This window comes from Brevundimonas sp. UBA4553 (assembly GCF_002387245.1).
Taxonomy (GTDB): domain Bacteria; phylum Pseudomonadota; class Alphaproteobacteria; order Caulobacterales; family Caulobacteraceae; genus Brevundimonas.
Genome location: NZ_DGLD01000019.1, coordinates 286,112 through 303,915 on the forward strand (window position 1 = coordinate 286,112; position 17,804 = coordinate 303,915).

The window sequence follows — 17,804 nt, forward strand, 5'->3', positions numbered from 1 at the left end:
GGTCAGGCCGTCATGATGGGGGTGTAGCGCCTGACCCGCTCGAGGCGGTCGCCGACGACCATGTCCCCGATCTGCAACCAGCAGTGGGCCGAGAAGGGCCAGGTCCTGACGCCGAAGACCCAGTCGGTCGCGATGCCGAAACGCGCCAGGTAATAGCGGAGCTGGAAGGCTCTCTGCAGGCACTCGCCCTCGAAGGGGATCCAGGGGCGCGCAAGACGGGCCGCCGACAGCAGCGATGCGAGGCGGGTTTCAGACACGGGGGCGCGGTCCTGGAAAGCGGGGTCGACCGCCCGGCCGGGATTGAACCGGATCAGTTCGAGGAGGCTGCGTTTCTGAAAGATGGCCGTGGCCGTCGCCTGGGCGACAAGGGCCCTGGCGAGCGCGCGCCGCGGGCTCCGCACCGGGATCGTCAGCTCCCGCTGCGGCAGGGGCGCCCGGCGAACCGGCGGTGGAGGCGCATGACTCGCGAACCCCATGTCGATCAGGGCTTCCGCCGTCTCTGTATCGCCGGCCAGGAGACGGCCGTCCTCGTCCGTCGTCAGCCATGGGGCGCAGTCCGTCAGGCAGTCGTAGCGGTCCCGCGCAACGTCCAGGAGGACGATGTCGGTGTCGATCGTCGCGAAATGGACGTGCGGCGCGGGCCAGAGAGGGAGCGTCATGGATGGAGTCTCGCGCAAGGCAGGCGGGGTGCGGGCGGCCGCGACGACGGCCGCCCGCGGTCCGATCAGCCCATGGGCGGATAGAGGCTGTCCCGGACTTCCTTCTCGGTGAACTCGCCGATCAGCCCGTCGCGGGTCAGGACCCGGGCGCGACCGAAGCCGACGAGGCGGAGCTTGGAGGTGTTCATTGTCTCTCTCCCTTGGTTTGTCGCCACGGAGGTGGCCCGCGAAGAGAGCGCCCGGTGGGGGCGGCATGGAAGCTATATCCGGCGTATATTCGGGATCACTGGCCGGGGCGTCGGGGGCCAGGTCGTCGAGGCGGCCGCCAAGCCAGTCGCGTTGCGGATCTTCGCCCAGAACCTGGTCTCGCAGGCCTTCGAACTGGGCCGGCACCGCACTGACCAGGCTGGCGTGTCCAGCTCCGCCACGCGTTCGCCAAGCGGGCTTATAAGGGTCAACTGAGCAAAGGGACGGGCAGGGCCATCCTTAGTGGTCGTGTTCTGAACTCGCCCTGCCTGCAAAAGCCAGTCCACGTGTTCCCATTTTGTTCGCGGCTTGCTAGGCGTGGCCCATGGATGTCGTCGCCCCTCGCAAGATCATTCACGTGGACATGGACGCCTTCTTCGCCTCGGTGGAGCAGAGGGACGATCCCGCCTTGCGCGGTCGGCCGGTCGCCGTGGGTCACGCTGCTTCGCGCGGGGTGGTGGCCGCCGCCAGCTATGAGGCGCGTCGTTTCGGGGTGCGCTCGGCCATGCCCTCGAGCACGGCCCTGCGCAAATGCCCGAAGCTCGTCTTCGCCCCGCCGCGCTTCGACGTCTATCGCAGCGTCTCGGCGCAGATCCACGCCATTTTCGCCGACTACACTCCCCTGATCGAGCCTCTATCCCTGGACGAGGCCTATCTCGACGTGACCGCCAATATCCGCGGGCTGTCGACCGCCTCTGCGACGGCCGAGGAGATACGCGCGCGCATCCTGGAGGAGACCGGGCTGACGGCCTCGGCCGGGATTTCCTACAACAAGTTTCTGGCCAAGTTGGCCTCGGACCAGCGCAAGCCCAATGGCCAGTTCGTGGTGCCTCCCGGGCGAGGGGAGGCCTTCGTCGAGGGCTTGCCGGTCAAACGTTTCCATGGCGTCGGGCCCGTTACAGCGGAGAAGATGAACCGTCTGGGCATAGAGACCGGCGCGGACCTGAAGCGTCAGTCCCTGGCCTTCCTGCAGCACCACTTCGGCAAGTCCGGCGCCTGGTACTATGGCGTGGCCCGGGGAGAGGATCATCGCCCGGTCAATCCGGATCGCGAGCGCAAGTCGAGCGGATCGGAGACGACCTTCGCCAGCGATCTGGTCGATCCGGGGGCGATCGAGGCCGGGCTGGACGAGATGGCGGACGATGTCTGGGCCTGGTGCGAAAAGGCGGGGTCGCTGGGCCGGACCGTGACGGTGAAGGTCAAATGGGCGGACTTCCAGCAGTCGACACGGAGCCGCTCCTTCCATGAGCCGATCGCCTCGAAAGCGCGCTTGCGCGAGGTCGCCCGCCTTCTGGTGCGATCCCTCTATCCGCCGACGAGGGGGGTGCGCCTGGTCGGCGTCACCCTGTCCAATCTGGAGAAGGCCTCGCCCAAGCCCGCCGTTGGCGAACTGGCGCTGTGACGGCCCGGCCTCAGGCTGACCTGTTCGGCCATGTCTCCGGGCCGGCCGTTCCGCCAGGCTTCGACCACTGGCCGGAGGTCCTGACCGCGGCGGAGCAGGCCGCTGTGGTCGAGGAACTGCAGCGACTGGCGTTCAGCCCCTACGAGCACAGGGGCTACCAGGGCTTCCGGCGGATCGCCGCCTTCGGACGACGCTACGACTTGGAGCGGGGCAGGCTGGAAGCGGCGGACCCCTGGCCGGCGTTTCTTCGGGATCTGCTGGGGCGTCCGACGGGACGGCTGGGTCTGGACGAGACGGCTTTCGTCCAGGCCCTGGTCAACGAATACCGGCCCGGAGCGGGGATCGGCTGGCATCGCGACCGGCCCGTCTATGGGGAGATTATCGGGGTCTCGCTCTTGGCGCCCTGCATCATGCGCCTGCGCCGCAAGGCGGGCGCACGGTGGCGCCGCGCCGAGGCGCCGCTGGAGCCTGGCTCCGTCTACCGGTTGTCGGGCGAGGCGCGACGAGATTGGGAGCATTCAATCTCGCCGATGACGGCCCTGCGATATTCCATCACGTTCAGAACCTTGGCCTGAACGACGAAACCGCCCTGTCGCATCGCCAATATGGCGCTGGGCCTTGGGGCCGACGGCGCCGGCCCGGGCCTGTCGCTCGACGAGGAGGACGAGGAGGCCGCGCCTCAATCGGAGGAGGGGCGCGGGTCGACCGCCCTCCTGGCCACGGCGGCGATCTGCATCAGTCGTCCAGGCCCGCGAACCAGTCGGCATAGGGCGTCGTGTGCGCCATCCTGCGGTTCAGGTCGGGCGCGCCGTCCGGCCACCAGACCGGGCCGCGCTCGCCCAGGGCCACCTTGGCGCCGTCGACCCGGGCGCGGGCGGCCGGAACCTGGCTTCCGTCGCCGGCCAGGGCCGCCCTGACGGCGCGTCGCGCGTCCATCAATTCGGTGACCAGAGCGGCTCTCCGTTCCGGCGAAAGGTTGGGGTTGGAGGTCCGCCACAGCCTGCCGCGAACGACCAGATACCGGCCGTCCGGGGTCACGGGGCAGGCCTTCGACGTCATCTGCACCGTCTGGCGGCCGCCCCGATCCTGGCCGCCGGGCATGGCGACCCGGCGCGCCGCCAGCCTTCCTCGGCGGCGCCTCTGAGCACGATCCTAGCGATCCTGGCGGTCTTCGGCGAAGGCCTCGATCATCTTGTCGCAAAAGGCCGGAAGGTCGTCCGGCTTGCGGGAGGTGATCAAGCCCTGATCCGCCACGACCTCTTCGTCCACCCAGTCTGCGCCGGCGTTTGTGAGATCGGCCTTCAGGGAGGGCCAGGACGTCATGCGCTTGCCGCTGGCGACGCCGGCGTCGATCAGCGGCCATGGGCCGTGACAGATGGCGGCGATCGGCTTGCCGCTGTCAGCGACGCTGCGGATGAAGGCGATGGCCGCCTCTTCCAGGCGCAGGGCGTCGGGATTGATGACGCCGCCGGGCAGGACCAGACCGTCATAATCGGCGGGATCGGCCTCAGCCAGGGCCTTGTCGACGGCGGTCTTGTCGCCCTTGTCGTGGTGGTTGAAGCCTTGGATCTGGTCCGCCTTGGGCGCGACGATCTCGACGGCTGCGCCCGCGGCCTTCAAGGCTTCGACGGGTTTGGTCAGCTCCACCTGTTCAAAGCCGTCGGTGGCGAGGACGGCGATGGTCTTGCCGTGAAGCGAGGGGGTCGGCACATCAAACTCCTTGGGTCATGGGGGCAGGGCGAAAACACGACCCCGCAGCGATCGTTCCCCGGGAGCGCTCGGCCTCGTCCCGGGGCTTCAGACTCCATCGAACGGCGAACCCCCAGGCCTGCGGCCGTCGTCTGCATGGTGAGGGGCTCTGGGTGACGGCTCTGGGCGGAGATGAGGGCCTCGGCCCCTCAGGGATTGCCTGAAACCACGAGTGCGCTAGGACGGCTTCATGCAACGCTTGTTCGCCGCAATCGCCGCCACCGCGCTTCTTTCCGGCTGCACGGGGATTCCGCCCGCGGCGTCGGATCGCTCGCCGCTGAAGATCGCCAGCTGGAACCTCGAACATCTGGCCGAGCGCGACGGCGAAGGCTGCAGACCGCGCGAGGAGGGCGACTACGCCCTTCTGCGTCGTCATGCGGACGCCTTGGGCGCCGATGTGATCGCCTTCCAGGAGGTCGAGAGCCGGGCGGCGGCGGAGCGGGTCTTCTCGCCCGACCGGTACGAGGTGGTCATGTCCTCCCGCCCGGCCAGTCCGTGGGGCCCGGAATGCCGCGGCCTGCCGGGCCGCCATATCCAGAACCAGGCGGTGGGCTTCGCCATCCGCAAGGGCGTGCCCTGGTCGCGCCACGAGGATCTCTCCGCGCTCGCGCTCGGCAATCCAAACCTGCGCTGGGGCGTGGACGTCACGGTGGGTCGCGAGCGGCCGCTGCGGCTGCTGGCCGTCCACCTGAAGTCGGGATGCAATTCAGGGCGTGCGCCGACCGATCCGGACTGCCCGGTCCTGTTCGGCCAGGCGCCGGTTCTCGAGACCTGGATCGATGACCGGGCGAACGCCGGCGAAGCCTTTGTCGTCCTGGGCGACTGGAACCGGCGGATGGCCAGCCGGGGCGACGCCTTCTTCCAGGCGCTGAACGACGGCGAGCCGGCCGCCGCGAGCCTGACCCTCACCGGGGCGGGCCGTTCGGCCGGCTGCAAGGCCCGCTACAGGGAGTTCATCGACTTCATCGTCGTCGGCGTCGAGGCGGCCGAGCGCGTCGTGCCGGGCTCTTTCGAGGAATACGCCTATGCGTCGCCTGAAGCGGAGCACCCTTCCGATCACTGTCCGATCTCGGTGAGGATGTTGAACTAGGCGCGACGGGGGCTCCTGGTCTTCAGCCGGGGCGTATGCTGACGAAAAATGCGTTCGGCATGGCCTCTCGGTCCACCCCAGGGACGCCGACTCGGATAGATGGGCGTCATGACCCGTGACGAACTCGAGCGACCCTTGATCGGATGGGCCGGGCGGCTGCGGCCGCCGCGGACCCGGATCAGCAGCCCGGCCTGATCACCGTGGAAAGCGGGCTCTGGGTGGAGCATCTCTCCGTGGTGCGCGCGACCTGTTCGGCCCTGCACGACGGCCTGCGCTACCGGAACCTCCAGATCCATGTCGGTTCGACCTTGGTGACCGCCGTCCTGTCTCGCGCCGAGGCCGGCGAACGCGGCGCTCCCTATCGCGACCTGACGGCCCTGACAGCCTGATCGCGCGATCATCCGCCAGCCAGCTGGCCGGCGGCGGGCGGGTCGGGCCCTGGGCCCTTCCGGGAGAACGGACCGCGCGCTGGTTCGTTTGAGCCGGAGCATCCTCGCGAGATCCCCATGTCCCGATACACCCTCTACTACTGGTCCGCGCCGTTTCGCGGCCAGTTCGTGCGCGCCCTTCTGGCCCATGCCGGGGCGACCTGGGTCGAGGCCGGAGACGCGGCCGTGACCCGTCTGATGGAGGGGGCGATCGACGACATGCCGGTTCCCTTCATGGGGCCGCCGGTCCTGGTCGACGCGGAAGCCGGCCTGACCCTGTCCCAGACGCCGGCCATCCTGCTCTATCTCGGCGACACGCTCCACCTTCTCCCGAAGACCGCCGCTGGACGCGCCCTTTCGATCAAGGTGGCGAACGACGCCAACGACGTCATCGACGAACTCACCCTGGACGGGGGCCGCCAGATGTGGACCGAAAGCCGCTGGGCCGAATTCGCGCCGCGCCTGAAACGATGGATGGGGCTCTGGGAGGACTTGGGGCGCCGACACGGCCTCAAGCCCCAGTCCGGCTTTCTCCTCGGCGGCGAGACGGCGGGCGTCGCCGACGTCGTCACCGCGACCCTGTGGTCGACCATGGCGGAGCGCTTCCCTCTGATCGACGCCATGCTTGAAGAATCCGCCCCCCTCACGACCGGCCTGGTCCGCAGGATGGCGCAAACCCCGCCGCTCGCCGAACTGGCGGCGCGCGCCCGCGCCGACTACGGCGACCTCTATTGCGGCGGTCGGATCGAGCAGTCGCTGCGCGAGGTTCTGGAGGCTCAGGCGCCGGCCGACCGTACAACGGGCCCGCGCCGCTAATCCCGGACCGGACCTGAGGGCTCCGCCCTCGCGCCGGCCGGGGCGAAGCGGCTTCGCCGCTGGATCGGCGGTCTCCCCGGCCTTCCGCGTCGGTCATGAAAGTCGGTGGCCGTCGAGCGCTCGGAGTCGGAGCGGGCGAGTTCGCCGACCGCCTCGAGGACTGGGGCGGGCGTCTGGCCGAGGCGGAGGAACGCCTGCTGGAAGGGCGGCGGTGGTTGCCCGCCGTCCTGCGCGAGCTGAACCCTCGGCGACGATCGAGGGGGGGGGTGAAGCGGCTGGCGGGGGCCGCCGCGGCGCCTGACGAGGCCGACAGCTTCGCCACCGAATAGGCCTTCCATCGCGACAGGGATGGACTGCGCGCCCAAGGGCGTGCGGTTCTCTTATCGAGCAGCGCCCGTCCAAGGGTCACCAACCGCTTAAGAGCCGGAAGCTCGGCCGGTCTGTCGGCGGTTGCGCGCCGGGAGGGCGACGAGGGCAGGGGCGCTGACCTTTTGTCCTATGGGGAAACTGCGTGTTGCCGAACGCGCGCGCGAAGGCCTAGATCGCTAGATGATCCAGTATCTCAAGCCGGTTCGGTCGCGCCACAAGCCCGCCTCCCTCAGCCTGCGTTCGCGCCGGACCACCGCCGCGGAACTGCTGGTCTGGGCCTCCGCCCTTGGCCTGAGCGCCGTGGTGACGCCGCCCGCCAAGGCCGCGGTGATGGAGCTCCTGCAGGCCTACCGCTCGACCCCGCTGCTGGCTTGGGTCGATCCTCAGACTCTGGGGGCGACCGTCTTCATCCTGATCTTCGCAGGATGCGCTGTCCTGCTCGGCCTCGGCGCCGGCGCGGTCCTCAGAATCACCCTCCGGCGCGAGCGGCTGCGCCGTTCGACCGGCAGCGCCTTCTACCCTGGCCCCGGCCTCCGCGGACACCCACGCCTGGAGCCCTGAGGCCAGGGCGGTTTAGAACGTCGGATCAGGCTTCCGGATCGTCGGCCGCGCGCAGGCCGGGCCTGGCTGGCTTCCGTCGCGATCTGGCGTATGACCTCGATCCGCTCGGACAGGTAGGCGAGCTCTTCGCCCGTGATGCGGTAGCGCCGGGAGTTGCGCGCCTTCACATAAGGCGGCGCCCAGCAGTTCGAAGCAGCGCTTCTGGAACTTGGCGTCATGTGGCAGACCTCGCGCCGTCCGGGCTCGAGCGGCTCCGTCATGTTGGGAAGCCGGATCAGGTTGGGGCTCTTCGGCCGTCGCGAACGATGTCGATGAAGAAGCCGCGTCCTTGCTTCAGCTTCCAGTTCACGTCGTCCAGGCTGCGCACGATCAGGCTGACGGGCGTGCGCAGGGCGCCCGCCGACAGCTCGGCCAGCAGGCGCTTCTCGATGTCTTCCCAGACTCGAAGTGGGTTAGGTCTTCGTGGTCCACCCCGGCCAGGATGTCGAGGTCCGAGGCATAGCGTCCGACCGGATCATGGAGCTGGTCGCCGCGTGCGTGTGTCCCTTCGCCTGTTGTAGACTGACTGTCCGTGGCTCTGCTCGCGCGCGGACGGACCCCGCGAAGGTCCGCCATGGGTCGGTCCACGCCCCTTATCGCCAGGCGGAGGAGCCGACACTCATCGCGGTCACCGAATATCGCCTTACTGAACGGGCTGCAGTGACGGCCTCTGGCGCTGTGCCGACATCGAGGATGCCGCGGCGTAGTCCTCCGGGATGAAAGGGAAGCGGGCCTCTGACGAGGCCCCCCAGCCGAGCTTACAGGCCGAAGGTCACCATGCCCTCCTCGTTGATCCGCCAAGCCGGATTGAAGGCGATTTCCCAGGAATGGTCGTCCGGATCAGCAACATAGCCTCTGAACCCGCCTTGGGGAGGCGCGTCTGCCTGGCGGAGAATCCGACCGCCCGAACTTGCGAGCCTGTTCATCAGGGGGCCGACGTGTTCTGGGTCACGAACATTATGGGCGAGGCTGAACGCACCCGGACGCTTCAGCCCCTCCCTCCCCATGTCGCCTTCAAGGCCACCGTCAAGCCAGGTCCCCAGCATCAGGCCATTCATCTGATAGAAGACGATCTCGTCGTTCTCGAAGATCGGCGTCCACCCGAACCCGTCGACGTAAAACGTTTTGGATCTCGTCAGGTCGGCGACGCTGAGAGTGATGACCGCAATTTGCTGTTGCATAGTCCACGTCCTTTGCTCGCAGCCTGCACCATGCAAACCGCGTTGAAGGTCGGGGGACTCGCCGCAGGTTGCGACGGACAGGCCCGCTTGCGCGAGGACCGGACTAACCACACCGATCTGCCTTTTTCGACGCCTTCACACTAGCGCGGACGAGAGCCACGACAAAGTCGGCTCAGTGTCGAAAGTGGGCCTGAGAGCCGAGCAGGCAACAGCCGCTTTGAGGTCGTCACGCGCTGCCCCTTCGCTGGCGCAATGATCACCTGAAAGCAGGATCCGCAGACGGGGGTGTCCAGCCAGCTCGTTTGGTGAGGGAAACTGCAGACTGCGGATCATGCAGATCGGATCGTCGACCGCGGGCTGGGGCGTCCGCACGTGGCTGACGCTTCTTCCAGGCTGAGGACGCGCCACGGCCGTATATTGGGGGCCGCCGTCGGCAGTGCTGCTCGTCATGTCTCTGATGATCAAGCTCGCGCTTCGGCCCGCTATACAGACAAATCGTCGATGGGTGGCGCTCCAGCGATTGGAGTTGCTCGTGGGCTAAGATCGGCATGTCAATCCACTAGTCGAGCCGCCTGCCCAGGGGCATGCCGGGAAGCCCGGAGAGTCCGCAAAGGGTCGCGGCGTTCGCTCAAGGGTGGAGGAATGACATGAGATCCCGCTTCGCTGCTCGGCGTTAAGCGGGGGGACGCGCCTTAACCGGGTCGAACTGCTGAGCCACCGGATCAATTTGAACATTGGCTCCATGGGCGATCCTGAGGCCCTCTGCGGTTCTAAGAAGCACAAGGCTCATGCGATCCTTCGAAGGCGGCACAGAATCGCCGCCCGGCGTGGTGAAAGCCCCCATGCTCCAGCGTGCGACGACGGAAAGCGCGCCTGTTCCAACGGGCACGACACTCTCGACTTCCTCCAAGGCCAAGGGCACGCCCTTGAACATCATCTCGAGGTAAATTCGGTGGGCCAGCTCAGCCTGGGCTTTACCCTGCCAATGCATGCCGACAATGTTGACCCAATGAATGTCTTCCGTCGCCAGGCGAAACATTCGAGCCGCATCACCTGCATTCCAGGCGGCCTGATACTCGCTGAGCAGTTCAGCAACCGCCTGGACATCACTCGGTGAAGATGCGGCCTTGGAGGACGCGGCGACAGAGCCGAGTGTGGCGAACGCGACGAAGTTGCGGCGATCCATGGTCCTGCCCTCAAGACTTCTCATTGAACAGCAATACCTCAAGTTCGTCCCTGGACAAAGGCGCTTGGACCGTGGAGCCTGTTTCCACTTAAAGACGTCTGGGCCGAAAGCGGATCTGCGCCCGTGGATCTGGATGTCGCTTTCCCGACACGGGGGGCATGACGGCGTTTGGCGCACTTCCGACCGAGACTTCACCGCTCAGGTCGGGCGCGGGGCGACATGTGGCGTGCGGCTCGTGTCGATCGGTTCCTCACGGTTCCGTCATTGGAGCGCCGATTAGCACCGGTCTGCGGCTCGCTGCTTCGCTGATGTCGGCCCACTGAGAAAGACGTCGCCATCTGCCGCCTATGCGCTGCTCCCAAGCGCACAGCATATGTGAGGGTTGAAGACCGACGCAGGTCACGCGCCTAACGTCCGCGGAAGCGATAGGGCTGTCTCCCTCGGTCGACAGAGCGCCGGCCCATGAACCCGGCGCGAGATGTGCAAACAGGGTTTCCTCTGCCGGGGGATCGACGGGCGGTGGAATGGCCATCGCCTGGATCTGCGGCGCTTTCGGCGGATCCCGGAATCCGCGCTCCGGAATAGCGAGAACCCGGGTTTGATCGCTCAGCTGTGATGTTGCGGAGGCGCAGCCGGTAATGGTCAACATGCAGATGAGCGGCAAGATGCGCAAGCAACCCTCCGGGACTTACAGCCTGTCGCGAACAGAATGGCCGGAGCCCACCCGGTAATCAACACGGGGGCTGGGTTTTGACCGGGCTCGCTTGCGGGAAGCCGAAGAACAATTGACAGCCCGAAGCGCTTCGCGCGTCAGCCTTTTCGGCGTCGAACCTGTCCACTGATCACGCGGCGCCAGGGCGCAAGCGCTCAGCCGCCCTATGCGTCCTAAGTGATTGGTGTGAACAGGCCAAAGCGGCCAACCGAAGGATCTCGTCCGGCGTCGACCAGGACACCAGCGTCGAGGCCGGGCGCTTCGGGCCGTCTCAGCGGGCGGCTTTCATGCGGGTCGCTCGTGATCGGCCCGAACGTCGTGGCTCACTTGAAATCCCTTGTCTTCAGCCGGAGCGCCTTAAGCGAGAGATCGGGGATGTAGATGTCCCGCGCCCTGCTGGGGACGCCGCGAGGATCAGGCAGGCTGCCGTGATGGACTTCGTCGCCACGCCCATGAGGCAGGGGAAAGGCCTCGCCGCGTCCGCCGACCGAGGCCAGCAGCCCCGAGCCGTCATGAAGCTTGGTCGCCACGATGTGGACGACGTCGCCCTCGCGCTGAACCTTGCCGTCCACGATCAGGAGGCTGGCGCTCAGAACGATACGACGCTGCTGCTCGTAAAGGCTTGGCCATATCACCAGGTTGGCGACGCCGGTCTCGTCTTCGATCGTAATGAACATCACGCCCTTGGCCGAACCCGGCTTCTGGCGGACCAGGACGAGGCCGGCGGTGCGGGTCAGACGGCGGTCGCGCATGGCTGTCGCCTCGGCGCAGGTCAGGACGTGGCGGCTCTGGAGATCGTTGCGGAGGAAGGCGACGGGATGGTCGCGCAGGGTCAGGCCGACATGGCTGTAGTCCTCGACGACAGCCCGGCCCGGCGTCATCGGCTTCAGAAGCGGCGTGGGCTCAGGCGCCTCGGGGCGGTGTTCGGCGTCTCTTTCATCGGCGGCCGCGAACAGGGGAAGAGGCTCGTCGCGCAGGGCCTTGAGGACCCAAAGCGCTTCCCGACGCTCCAGCTTAAGAGCCGGTCTGAAGGCGTCGGCTTCTGCGAGTTTGACCAAGCTGGCGACGGGGATGCTCGCGCGTCGCCACAGATCATCCGGCGAGGCGAACGGCTGATCCTTCCGCGCCGCGACGAGACGAGCGGCGTCCCCGTTCGGTAATCCCCGCACCATCCGCAGCCCCAGACGAACGGCGAAGCCACCGTCGTTGGGCTCCAGCGTACAGTCCCATCGGCTGGTGTTGACACAGACGGGGCGGATTTCGACGCCGTGCTCGCGGGCGTCGCGGACGATCTGGGCCGGGGCGTAGAACCCCATCGGCTGGGCGTTGAGCAGGGCCGCGCAGAAGACGTCCGGGTGATGCCGCTTGAGCCAGGACGACGCATAGGCGATCAGGGCGAAGGAGGCGGCGTGGCTCTCGGGGAAGCCATAGGAACCAAAGCCCTCCAGCTGGCTGAACGTCTTGTCGGCGAACTCCGTCGTATAGCCGCGCTCGACCATCCCGCTGATCAGCTTGTCCTTGAAGTGACTGACCCCGCCGGTGAACTTGAAGGTCGCCATGGCGCGACGCAGCTGATCGGCCTCAGACGCGGTGAAACCTGCGCATTCGATGGCGACCCGCATCGCCTGTTCCTGGAAGAGCGGCACCCCCAGCGTCTTGCCGAGCACCTTCTCCAACTCGGGCTTGGGGTAGATGACCGGCTCCTTGCCTTCCCGGCGCCTGAGATAGGGATGGACCATGTCGCCCTGGATCGGTCCGGGACGGACGATCGCCACTTCGATGACCAGGTCGTAAAAGGTCCTGGGCTTGATCCGGGGGAGCATGGCCATCTGCGCCCGGCTCTCGATCTGGAAGACGCCGAGGGTGTCCGCCTTGCGGATCATCGCATAGGTCTGCGGATCCTCGGCGGGGATGGTCGCCAGGTCGAGCTGGATATCCTTGTGTTCGGCCAGCAGATCGAAACCACGCTTCATGCAACTCAGCATGCCGAGCGCCAGCACGTCCACCTTCATGAACTTCAGAGCGTCGATGTCGTCCTTGTCCCATTCGATGACCTGGCGGTCCTTCATCGCCGCCGGCTCGATGGGAACCAGGTCGTCCAGCCGGTCATGGGTGAGGACGAAGCCGCCCGGGTGCTGGCTCAGGTGTCGGGGGAAGCCGATGAGCTGGCGCGAGAGATCCAGCGCCAGCCGAAGCCTCCGGTCCTGAAGGTTGAGGTTGAGCGCCTCGACGTGCCGGTCCTCGACCCCGTCGCTGGAATAGCTCCAGACCTGGGACGACAGGGTCTTGATCAGGTCTTCGCTCAGTCCAAGGGCCTTGCCCACGTCCCTGAGCGCGCCGCGCGAGCGGTAGCGGACGACGGTCGAGCACAGGGCGGCGTGGTTGCGCCCATAGGTGTCGAAGATCCACTGCATCACGACCTCGCGCCGCTCATGCTCGAAATCGACGTCGATGTCGGGAGGCTCCTTCCGCTCCTGGCTGACGAAGCGCTCGAACAGCAGGTCGTTGCGCTCCGGATCGATCGAGGTGATCCCAAGGACGTAACAGACCGCGGAGTTGGCCGCCGAGCCCCGACCCTGGCACAGGATGTCCTGACTTCTGGCGAAGCGGACGATGGAATGGACCGTGAGGAAGTAGGGCGCGTAGGCGAGCGCGCCGATCAGCCTCAGTTCATGCTCGAGCGCGCGACGCACCTTGTCCGGCAGGCCTTCGGGATAACGCGCCCCGGCCCCTTCCCAGGTCAGATGCTCAAGCGCCTGTTGCGGCGTCATGCCGGGCAGGCTGGCTTCCTCGGGATACTGATAGGCCAGCTCGTCCAGGGAGAAACGACAGCGGTCGGCGATCTCGAGCGTCCGCGCCAGGGCTTCGGGGAAGCGCGGAAAGAGCCGGTGCATCTCCGGGGCGGGCTTCAGATGACGGTCGGCCGAGCGCTCACGCCGGAAGCCCAGGGTGTCGATCGTGCAGCTTTCGCGGATACAGGTCACCACGTCCTGGAGGATGCGGCGGTCGGGGTGATGAAAAAGCACGTCGTTCGTGACGACCGTCTTGACGCGGGCTCCGGTCGCCAGCACCGAAAGCTCATGCAGCCGCATCTGGTCGCGCGGCCGTCGCTGGAGCGTCAGGGCGAGATGGGCGTCGGCCCCGAAGATCGCGCTGAGCCGCCTGAGGCGTCGGCCAGTGACGGCGTCGGCCCGCTCGGGGACCAGGATGGCGATCAGGCCGTCGGCGAAGTCCTCCAGATCGTCCCAGTCCAGAAGACAGTTGGCCTTGCCGCCTCGCCGCTTGCCCAGGGAGAGCAGGCGACACAGCCGCGCATAGGCCGGCCGGTTGGTCGGGTAGACAAGCACCGTCGAGCCGTCGGTGAGCTCGAGCCGGCAGCCGACGATCAGCCGCACCCCCGTGGCCTTGGCGGCCTCATGGGCGCGAACGACGCCGGCCAGGCTGTTCCGGTCGGTGACGGCCAGGGCTCCGATCCCGCACGCCGCAGCCTGGCTGAACAATTCCTCGCAGGAACTGGCGCCGCGCAGGAAGGAAAAATGCGACGCGCACTGGAGTTCGACGTATCGAGGGGCGGCCATCTCAGGACCGCTGCGCTGTGGGAAGGACTTCGGAGCGATGCACGTCAGCCTCGGGCGATAGGCTGCAAGGCCAGCGCGGCTGCATGGAGACGTCGTTGCGGGTCACGGCCGCGCAACGTCCCTCGGGCCGGAGCGTTGGCTCAGACGCATGCGCATATCGACCTATAATGTGAACGGCGTCCGCGGCCGGCTTGAGGTGCTCCTGCGGTGGCTGGAGATGCGACAGCCCGACATCGTCTGCCTGCAGGAGCTGAAGGCGCCCCAGGAGGCCTTCCCGATCGCGGCCCTGGAGAAGGCCGGTTACGGCGCTGTCTGGCACGGTCAGAAGAGCTGGAACGGCGTCGCTATCCTCTCGCGCGGCGACACCCCCATCGAAACCCGTCGAGGCCTGGTCGGCGAGCCCGACGACCTTCAGAGCCGCTACATCGAGGCCGCCGCGAAGGGGATCGTCGTCGGCTGTCTCTATCTCCCGAACGGCAATCCCGCGCCGGGGCCGAAGTTCGACTACAAGCTGCGCTGGTTTGACCGCCTTCAGGCAAGGGCCCAGGCCCTGCTGGACAGCGGCGCTCCTGTCGTGCTTGCAGGCGACTACAACGTCATGCCGACCGACTTGGACGTCTACGCCCCGGAACGCTGGCGGGACGACGCCCTGTTCCGTCCGGAGGTGCGCGAGGCCTATGCCCGCCTCCTGGACCAGGGCTGGTGCGACGCCCTGCGCACCCTCCACCCCGATGAGGCCATCTACACCTTCTGGGACTATCTGCGGAACCGGTACGCGCGCGACGCAGGCCTGCGGATCGATCACCTCTTGCTGAGCCCGGCCCTGCAGCCGCATTTGCAACGCGCCGAGGTGGATCGAGAGGTGCGCGGCTGGGAAAAGACCAGCGACCACGCGCCGGTCTGGATCGACCTTGCGGACCGGGCGGTTCGACGCAGGACGAAACCCTGAAGGGCGCGCAGGGTTAGTCGAGGATCGTTTCTTTCGCGGATCCCTTTCATGAACCTCTCCGACTTCGCCGACACCACGCCGGAATACCGGCCAGAAATCTTCCTCAACGCCCGCTTGGAAGGCTGGGGCGTCTTGGAGCGCATCACGGGAGGGCTGCAGCAACGCTTCACCGTCCGGGCCCAGGGACGGTTCGACGGCGAGACGCTGGAGTTCAGCGAAACCTGGAGCTTCGACGACGGCCATGTGGATAGGCTCAACTGGCGGATCCGACCGGTCGGGGACGGCCGTTACGTCGGCGACGAGGATCGATTGGACGGGCAGGCGGAAGGCGACCAGGCCGGCTGCGCCTTCCACTGGCGCTACAGCCGCGACGTGCCGCAGAAAGACGGGTCCTCGACCAGGCTTAACTTCAACGACTGGTTCTACCGCATCGATGAAACAGCGGTGATGGCCAAGGGCGCGGCGGGGCGTCTGGGCGTTCCCTTCGCCACCGTCCATGTGCTCTATCGTCGTCTGGCCGACTGACCGGCTCATCCGAACTTGCCGTGAATGAACCAGTTCTGCGCCCCGGTTCGGGCGTCCTCGCCGTCGCCGGCGCGGAACAGCCAGAACCGTTCGCCGGCCTCGTCCTCGACCTGGAAGTAATCCCGCACGGCCCATAGCTCGGCGTCCCTGCAGCCCCATTCGCCGTAGATCCGTTCAGGTCCGTCGGCCCGGCTTATGCGCCGTCGGACCCCGCGCCAGGTGAACCAGGCCGGTGGATTGTCCGGGAGAAGAGCCAGGGTCTCGACCGGTTCTGGCGTCCGGAACAGGCGGATGGGACGCGGCCAGTCGCCGGCCCAGGCGGGGAGGGTCGACGCGGCTAGCGGCTCGGTCCGCCGCACCGAACGCTCGGGAACATCGCTTTCTCGCGGCTCGAGCTTGTAGAGGCGCCCGGCGCCGACGCGGTTGACCAGCAGGTCCACAAGGGCGGCGACGTCAGGGACGTCGGGATCGCTCAGCCCTGACGGGCCGGGACGCCAGTTCAGGGGCAGGGTGATCGAGGCGGCCAGGGTCATGCGCTCGATGCCGAACCCTGGCGCGATGCTCTCCACCCTGTCCCGCAGGAGCCGGGTCAGGCGCCGGCGATCCCGGACGGGGCGCGCCAGACTGATCCTCACGGCTTCGATGCGGTTGTCCACCCGATGGCAAAGCCAGTCGAGGCGTCTCGCGCCTGTTCCAGCCCGCTCGAGCTGGGCGCAAAGGTCGTCGACGAGAAGGGCGGCATAGCGTTCAAGCGTCTCCGGAGCGCCTATGGGTTCGGCGAACACCCGCTCGGCGCAGGGCTGTTCCCCCTCCGACACCGGGGTGATCGGCTCATGCATCCGCCCGAGGGCCTGGTCGAGGCGGCGGCCTGGCTGCGGTCCGAACCGCAGACTTAGCGGCGCGCGCGGCTGGCGCTCCAGATCCAGGACGGTCTCGAACCCCATCCGGCCCAGCGCATCAAGGAGGTCGGGTTCAAGGCGCAGGGCGGCGAGCGGCAGGGGGGCGAGCGCCGCCCCGACCTCGCCCTCCGCCACCATGGTCGGCGCGGACGCGAAACGGGCGAGCGCCCAGGCGGCGCCGTAGGTGGGGGCGATGGCGGCGCGAGCCTGGATCCCTGCGGCGCCCAGCCGCGTCTCCATGTCCTGGAGCAGGCCGGCCTCTCCGCTCCTGAGATGGGCCGCGCCCGTGGCGTCGATCGCCAGTCCGTCGGGCTCGTCGGCGGCGCAGATCGGCGCATAGCGACGAAGAGCCCAAAGGGCGAGGCGCTCAAGAGCCTCGGCGTCGCGCCCCGGCTCGGCGTCGAACGTGGACAGGTCCGGCGCCAGCGCATGCGCCTGCGTCGCCGCCATGCCCGGACGAAGTCCCAGCGCGCGGGCTGCAGGACTGCAGGCGGTGAGGATGCGGCGGCGTCGATCCCGCCCGACAAGCACCATCGGGCGTTCAGGCGGCGGCGCGGCGTCGCCCAGCCGTCGGCGCAATCGATCGATCGGCCAGTTCGGCAGGTAGAGCGAGACGACCCTTTTCATCACAGGCTTCCAGAGAGAAATCGGCGCAGTCGCCTGACCGGCAACGGAGGAGTTCGACAAACCACCGTGGACGGCCCACGCCGGGCGCGGGCAGGGGAGAGGAGGGCAGGGAGGTGATCCGCCATCGGGTCGAGGCTGCAGTCGGCTGCCCGAACTCGGCCGCCTCGGAGGCCCGTCGCCAGCGGCGGACGGCCAGCGCCGTCACCCCCGAGGTCTCGGCGGCGATTTGCAGTCGTCGGGACGCGGTCATGGACAGCCGCCCCACCTCAGCGACCACGGCGGCCAGACCCGCGTGTCTCAGCCCTTCCTCGAAACAGCTGAGCAGCGACGCCTCGTCGCCGGCCTCCAGATAGATCAGGCGATCCGGATCCAGGCCGACCTGGCTCAAGGCGGGAGCGAACAGGTCCGGCCGGGTGACGCACCACAGCACCTTGCCGGGCAGTCTGGCGGCGACGCCGGCCGCGAACAGCGCGGCCGCCGCGCCATCGATGGCCCCGTCGCCGCCGCCCGCGACCTCGTGCAGAGCCCCCAGACCGAGCCCGCCCTGGGGCAGGGCCGCATCGAGCGCCGGGATGCCGAACGACAGGACCCCGGCGTCCCGACGGCCCCCGGTTTCGAGGTGCTGGATCCTGGCGCGCAGGGCGGCGAGTTCGGCGGCGGGCCGGATGGTCATGGCGGCCTCCTTTCCGAGGTCTAATGTTCCTGATTTGTTCTGGTTCATCTTGCGAGATGGAGTCAACGGCCTGTCGCGCAACCGCCTGGGGATTTGGTGTGAATCTTTTTTGCAT

At 67.7% G+C, this 17,804-nt stretch carries 18 protein-coding genes; 9 read left to right on the forward strand and 9 right to left on the reverse strand.

The features are described 5' to 3' along the window. Positions 1–2: 2 nt before the first annotated feature. Both B4A39_RS13845 and B4A39_RS13850 read right to left on the reverse strand, forming a co-directional pair. Entirely contained in the window at positions 3–659 is a 657-nt protein-coding gene (locus B4A39_RS13845) for a lasso peptide biosynthesis B2 protein (protein WP_292037097.1), read from the reverse strand. Between the two features lie 65 nt (positions 660–724). After that, on the reverse strand, positions 725–847 hold the full coding sequence (locus tag B4A39_RS13850) for a hypothetical protein (RefSeq protein ID WP_292037098.1): 123 nt from the start codon (positions 845–847) through the stop codon (positions 725–727). 383 nt (positions 848–1,230) lie between these two features. Between B4A39_RS13850 and dinB the strand changes: the two genes are divergently transcribed. After that, on the forward strand, positions 1,231–2,307 hold the full coding sequence (gene dinB, locus B4A39_RS13855) for a DNA polymerase IV (protein WP_292037099.1): 1,077 nt from the start codon (positions 1,231–1,233) through the stop codon (positions 2,305–2,307). Beyond that, a complete protein-coding gene (locus B4A39_RS13860; protein ID WP_292037100.1) occupies positions 2,304–2,882 on the forward strand; it encodes an alpha-ketoglutarate-dependent dioxygenase AlkB in 579 nt (192 codons plus the stop codon). The genes dinB and B4A39_RS13860 overlap by 4 nt, the downstream gene beginning before the upstream one ends. A 160-nt stretch (positions 2,883–3,042) precedes the next feature. Here the strand turns inward: B4A39_RS13860 and B4A39_RS13865 are convergent, their stop codons facing one another. Together B4A39_RS13865 and B4A39_RS13870 are read right to left on the reverse strand one after the other, a co-directional pair. Next, positions 3,043–3,408 (reverse strand): hypothetical protein, encoded by a 366-nt coding sequence (locus B4A39_RS13865; protein WP_292037101.1) that lies wholly within the window; start codon positions 3,406–3,408, stop codon positions 3,043–3,045. A gap of 51 nt (positions 3,409–3,459) precedes the next feature. Further along, entirely contained in the window at positions 3,460–4,017 is a 558-nt protein-coding gene (locus B4A39_RS13870) for a type 1 glutamine amidotransferase domain-containing protein (RefSeq protein ID WP_292037102.1), read from the reverse strand. Between the two features lie 229 nt (positions 4,018–4,246). Between B4A39_RS13870 and B4A39_RS13875 the strand changes: the two genes are divergently transcribed. The 5 genes from B4A39_RS13875 (at position 4,247) to B4A39_RS13895 (ending at position 7,320) form a co-directional block, all read left to right on the forward strand. Further along, complete coding sequence (locus B4A39_RS13875) at positions 4,247–5,146, forward strand: endonuclease/exonuclease/phosphatase family protein (RefSeq protein ID WP_292037103.1); 900 nt, start codon at positions 4,247–4,249, stop codon at positions 5,144–5,146. 143 nt (positions 5,147–5,289) lie between these two features. Then, complete coding sequence (locus tag B4A39_RS13880) at positions 5,290–5,535, forward strand: hypothetical protein (protein ID WP_292037104.1); 246 nt, start codon at positions 5,290–5,292, stop codon at positions 5,533–5,535. A 117-nt stretch (positions 5,536–5,652) separates the two neighbouring features. Next, entirely contained in the window at positions 5,653–6,390 is a 738-nt protein-coding gene (locus B4A39_RS13885) for a glutathione S-transferase (protein ID WP_292037105.1), read from the forward strand. Between the two features lie 95 nt (positions 6,391–6,485). Continuing rightward, positions 6,486–6,719 carry a hypothetical protein gene (locus tag B4A39_RS13890; protein ID WP_292037106.1) on the forward strand — a complete coding sequence of 78 codons (234 nt, stop codon included), beginning with the start codon at positions 6,486–6,488 and terminating at the stop codon, positions 6,717–6,719. Between the two features lie 220 nt (positions 6,720–6,939). Next, the gene (locus B4A39_RS13895; RefSeq protein WP_292037107.1) at positions 6,940–7,320 is read left to right on the forward strand and encodes a hypothetical protein; all 381 of its coding nucleotides are present in this window, start codon (positions 6,940–6,942) and stop codon (positions 7,318–7,320) included. A 797-nt stretch (positions 7,321–8,117) separates the two neighbouring features. Here the strand turns inward: B4A39_RS13895 and B4A39_RS13900 are convergent. The 3 genes from B4A39_RS13900 to B4A39_RS13910 all read right to left on the reverse strand — a co-directional run bounded on the left by B4A39_RS13900 (position 8,118) and on the right by B4A39_RS13910 (position 14,016). Further along, positions 8,118–8,540, reverse strand: coding sequence for a VOC family protein (locus tag B4A39_RS13900; RefSeq protein WP_292037109.1), 423 nt, complete (start codon positions 8,538–8,540; stop codon positions 8,118–8,120). Between the two features lie 673 nt (positions 8,541–9,213). Then, positions 9,214–9,726 (reverse strand): SgcJ/EcaC family oxidoreductase, encoded by a 513-nt coding sequence (locus B4A39_RS13905; protein ID WP_292037110.1) that lies wholly within the window; start codon positions 9,724–9,726, stop codon positions 9,214–9,216. 1,035 nt (positions 9,727–10,761) lie between these two features. After that, a complete protein-coding gene (locus B4A39_RS13910) occupies positions 10,762–14,016 on the reverse strand; it encodes an error-prone DNA polymerase (RefSeq protein WP_292037119.1) in 3,255 nt (1,084 codons plus the stop codon). Between the two features lie 148 nt (positions 14,017–14,164). Between B4A39_RS13910 and xth the strand changes: the two genes are divergently transcribed. Together xth and B4A39_RS13920 are read left to right on the forward strand one after the other, a co-directional pair. Further along, entirely contained in the window at positions 14,165–14,965 is an 801-nt protein-coding gene (gene xth, locus B4A39_RS13915) for an exodeoxyribonuclease III (protein ID WP_292037121.1), read from the forward strand. A gap of 48 nt (positions 14,966–15,013) precedes the next feature. Then, positions 15,014–15,490, forward strand: a complete 477-nt coding sequence (locus B4A39_RS13920; protein WP_292037122.1) for a DUF3833 family protein — start codon at positions 15,014–15,016, stop codon at positions 15,488–15,490. Positions 15,491–15,495: 5 nt separating this feature from the next. Here the strand turns inward: B4A39_RS13920 and B4A39_RS13925 are convergent, their stop codons facing one another. Next, a complete protein-coding gene (locus tag B4A39_RS13925; protein ID WP_292037124.1) occupies positions 15,496–17,016 on the reverse strand; it encodes a Y-family DNA polymerase in 1,521 nt (506 codons plus the stop codon). Continuing rightward, positions 16,931–17,689 carry an ImuA family protein gene (locus tag B4A39_RS13930; protein ID WP_292037125.1) on the reverse strand — a complete coding sequence of 253 codons (759 nt, stop codon included), beginning with the start codon at positions 17,687–17,689 and terminating at the stop codon, positions 16,931–16,933. The genes B4A39_RS13925 and B4A39_RS13930 overlap by 86 nt, the downstream gene beginning before the upstream one ends. Positions 17,690–17,804: the final 115 nt, after the last annotated feature.

Excerpts from the sequence above, each read along its gene's own strand:
- B4A39_RS13900 (WP_292037109.1), bottom strand. The coding sequence starts at position 8,540 with ATGCAACAGCAAATTGCGGTCATCACTCTCAGCGTCGCCGACCTGACG.
- B4A39_RS13885 (WP_292037105.1), top strand. The coding sequence starts at position 5,653 with ATGTCCCGATACACCCTCTACTACTGGTCCGCGCCGTTTCGCGGCCAG.
- xth (WP_292037121.1), top strand. The coding sequence starts at position 14,165 with ATGCGCATATCGACCTATAATGTGAACGGCGTCCGCGGCCGGCTTGAG.
- B4A39_RS13910 (WP_292037119.1), bottom strand. The coding sequence starts at position 14,016 with ATGGCCGCCCCTCGATACGTCGAACTCCAGTGCGCGTCGCATTTTTCC.
- dinB (WP_292037099.1), top strand. The coding sequence starts at position 1,231 with ATGGATGTCGTCGCCCCTCGCAAGATCATTCACGTGGACATGGACGCC.
- B4A39_RS13880 (WP_292037104.1), top strand. The coding sequence starts at position 5,290 with ATGGGCCGGGCGGCTGCGGCCGCCGCGGACCCGGATCAGCAGCCCGGC.
- B4A39_RS13875 (WP_292037103.1), top strand. The coding sequence starts at position 4,247 with ATGCAACGCTTGTTCGCCGCAATCGCCGCCACCGCGCTTCTTTCCGGC.
- B4A39_RS13890 (WP_292037106.1), top strand. The coding sequence starts at position 6,486 with ATGAAAGTCGGTGGCCGTCGAGCGCTCGGAGTCGGAGCGGGCGAGTTC.
- B4A39_RS13845 (WP_292037097.1), bottom strand. The coding sequence starts at position 659 with ATGACGCTCCCTCTCTGGCCCGCGCCGCACGTCCATTTCGCGACGATC.
- B4A39_RS13850 (WP_292037098.1), bottom strand. The coding sequence starts at position 847 with ATGAACACCTCCAAGCTCCGCCTCGTCGGCTTCGGTCGCGCCCGGGTC.
- B4A39_RS13920 (WP_292037122.1), top strand. The coding sequence starts at position 15,014 with ATGAACCTCTCCGACTTCGCCGACACCACGCCGGAATACCGGCCAGAA.
- B4A39_RS13930 (WP_292037125.1), bottom strand. The coding sequence starts at position 17,689 with ATGACCATCCGGCCCGCCGCCGAACTCGCCGCCCTGCGCGCCAGGATC.
- B4A39_RS13925 (WP_292037124.1), bottom strand. The coding sequence starts at position 17,016 with ATGAAAAGGGTCGTCTCGCTCTACCTGCCGAACTGGCCGATCGATCGA.
- B4A39_RS13905 (WP_292037110.1), bottom strand. The coding sequence starts at position 9,726 with ATGGATCGCCGCAACTTCGTCGCGTTCGCCACACTCGGCTCTGTCGCC.
- B4A39_RS13895 (WP_292037107.1), top strand. The coding sequence starts at position 6,940 with ATGATCCAGTATCTCAAGCCGGTTCGGTCGCGCCACAAGCCCGCCTCC.
- B4A39_RS13865 (WP_292037101.1), bottom strand. The coding sequence starts at position 3,408 with ATGCCCGGCGGCCAGGATCGGGGCGGCCGCCAGACGGTGCAGATGACG.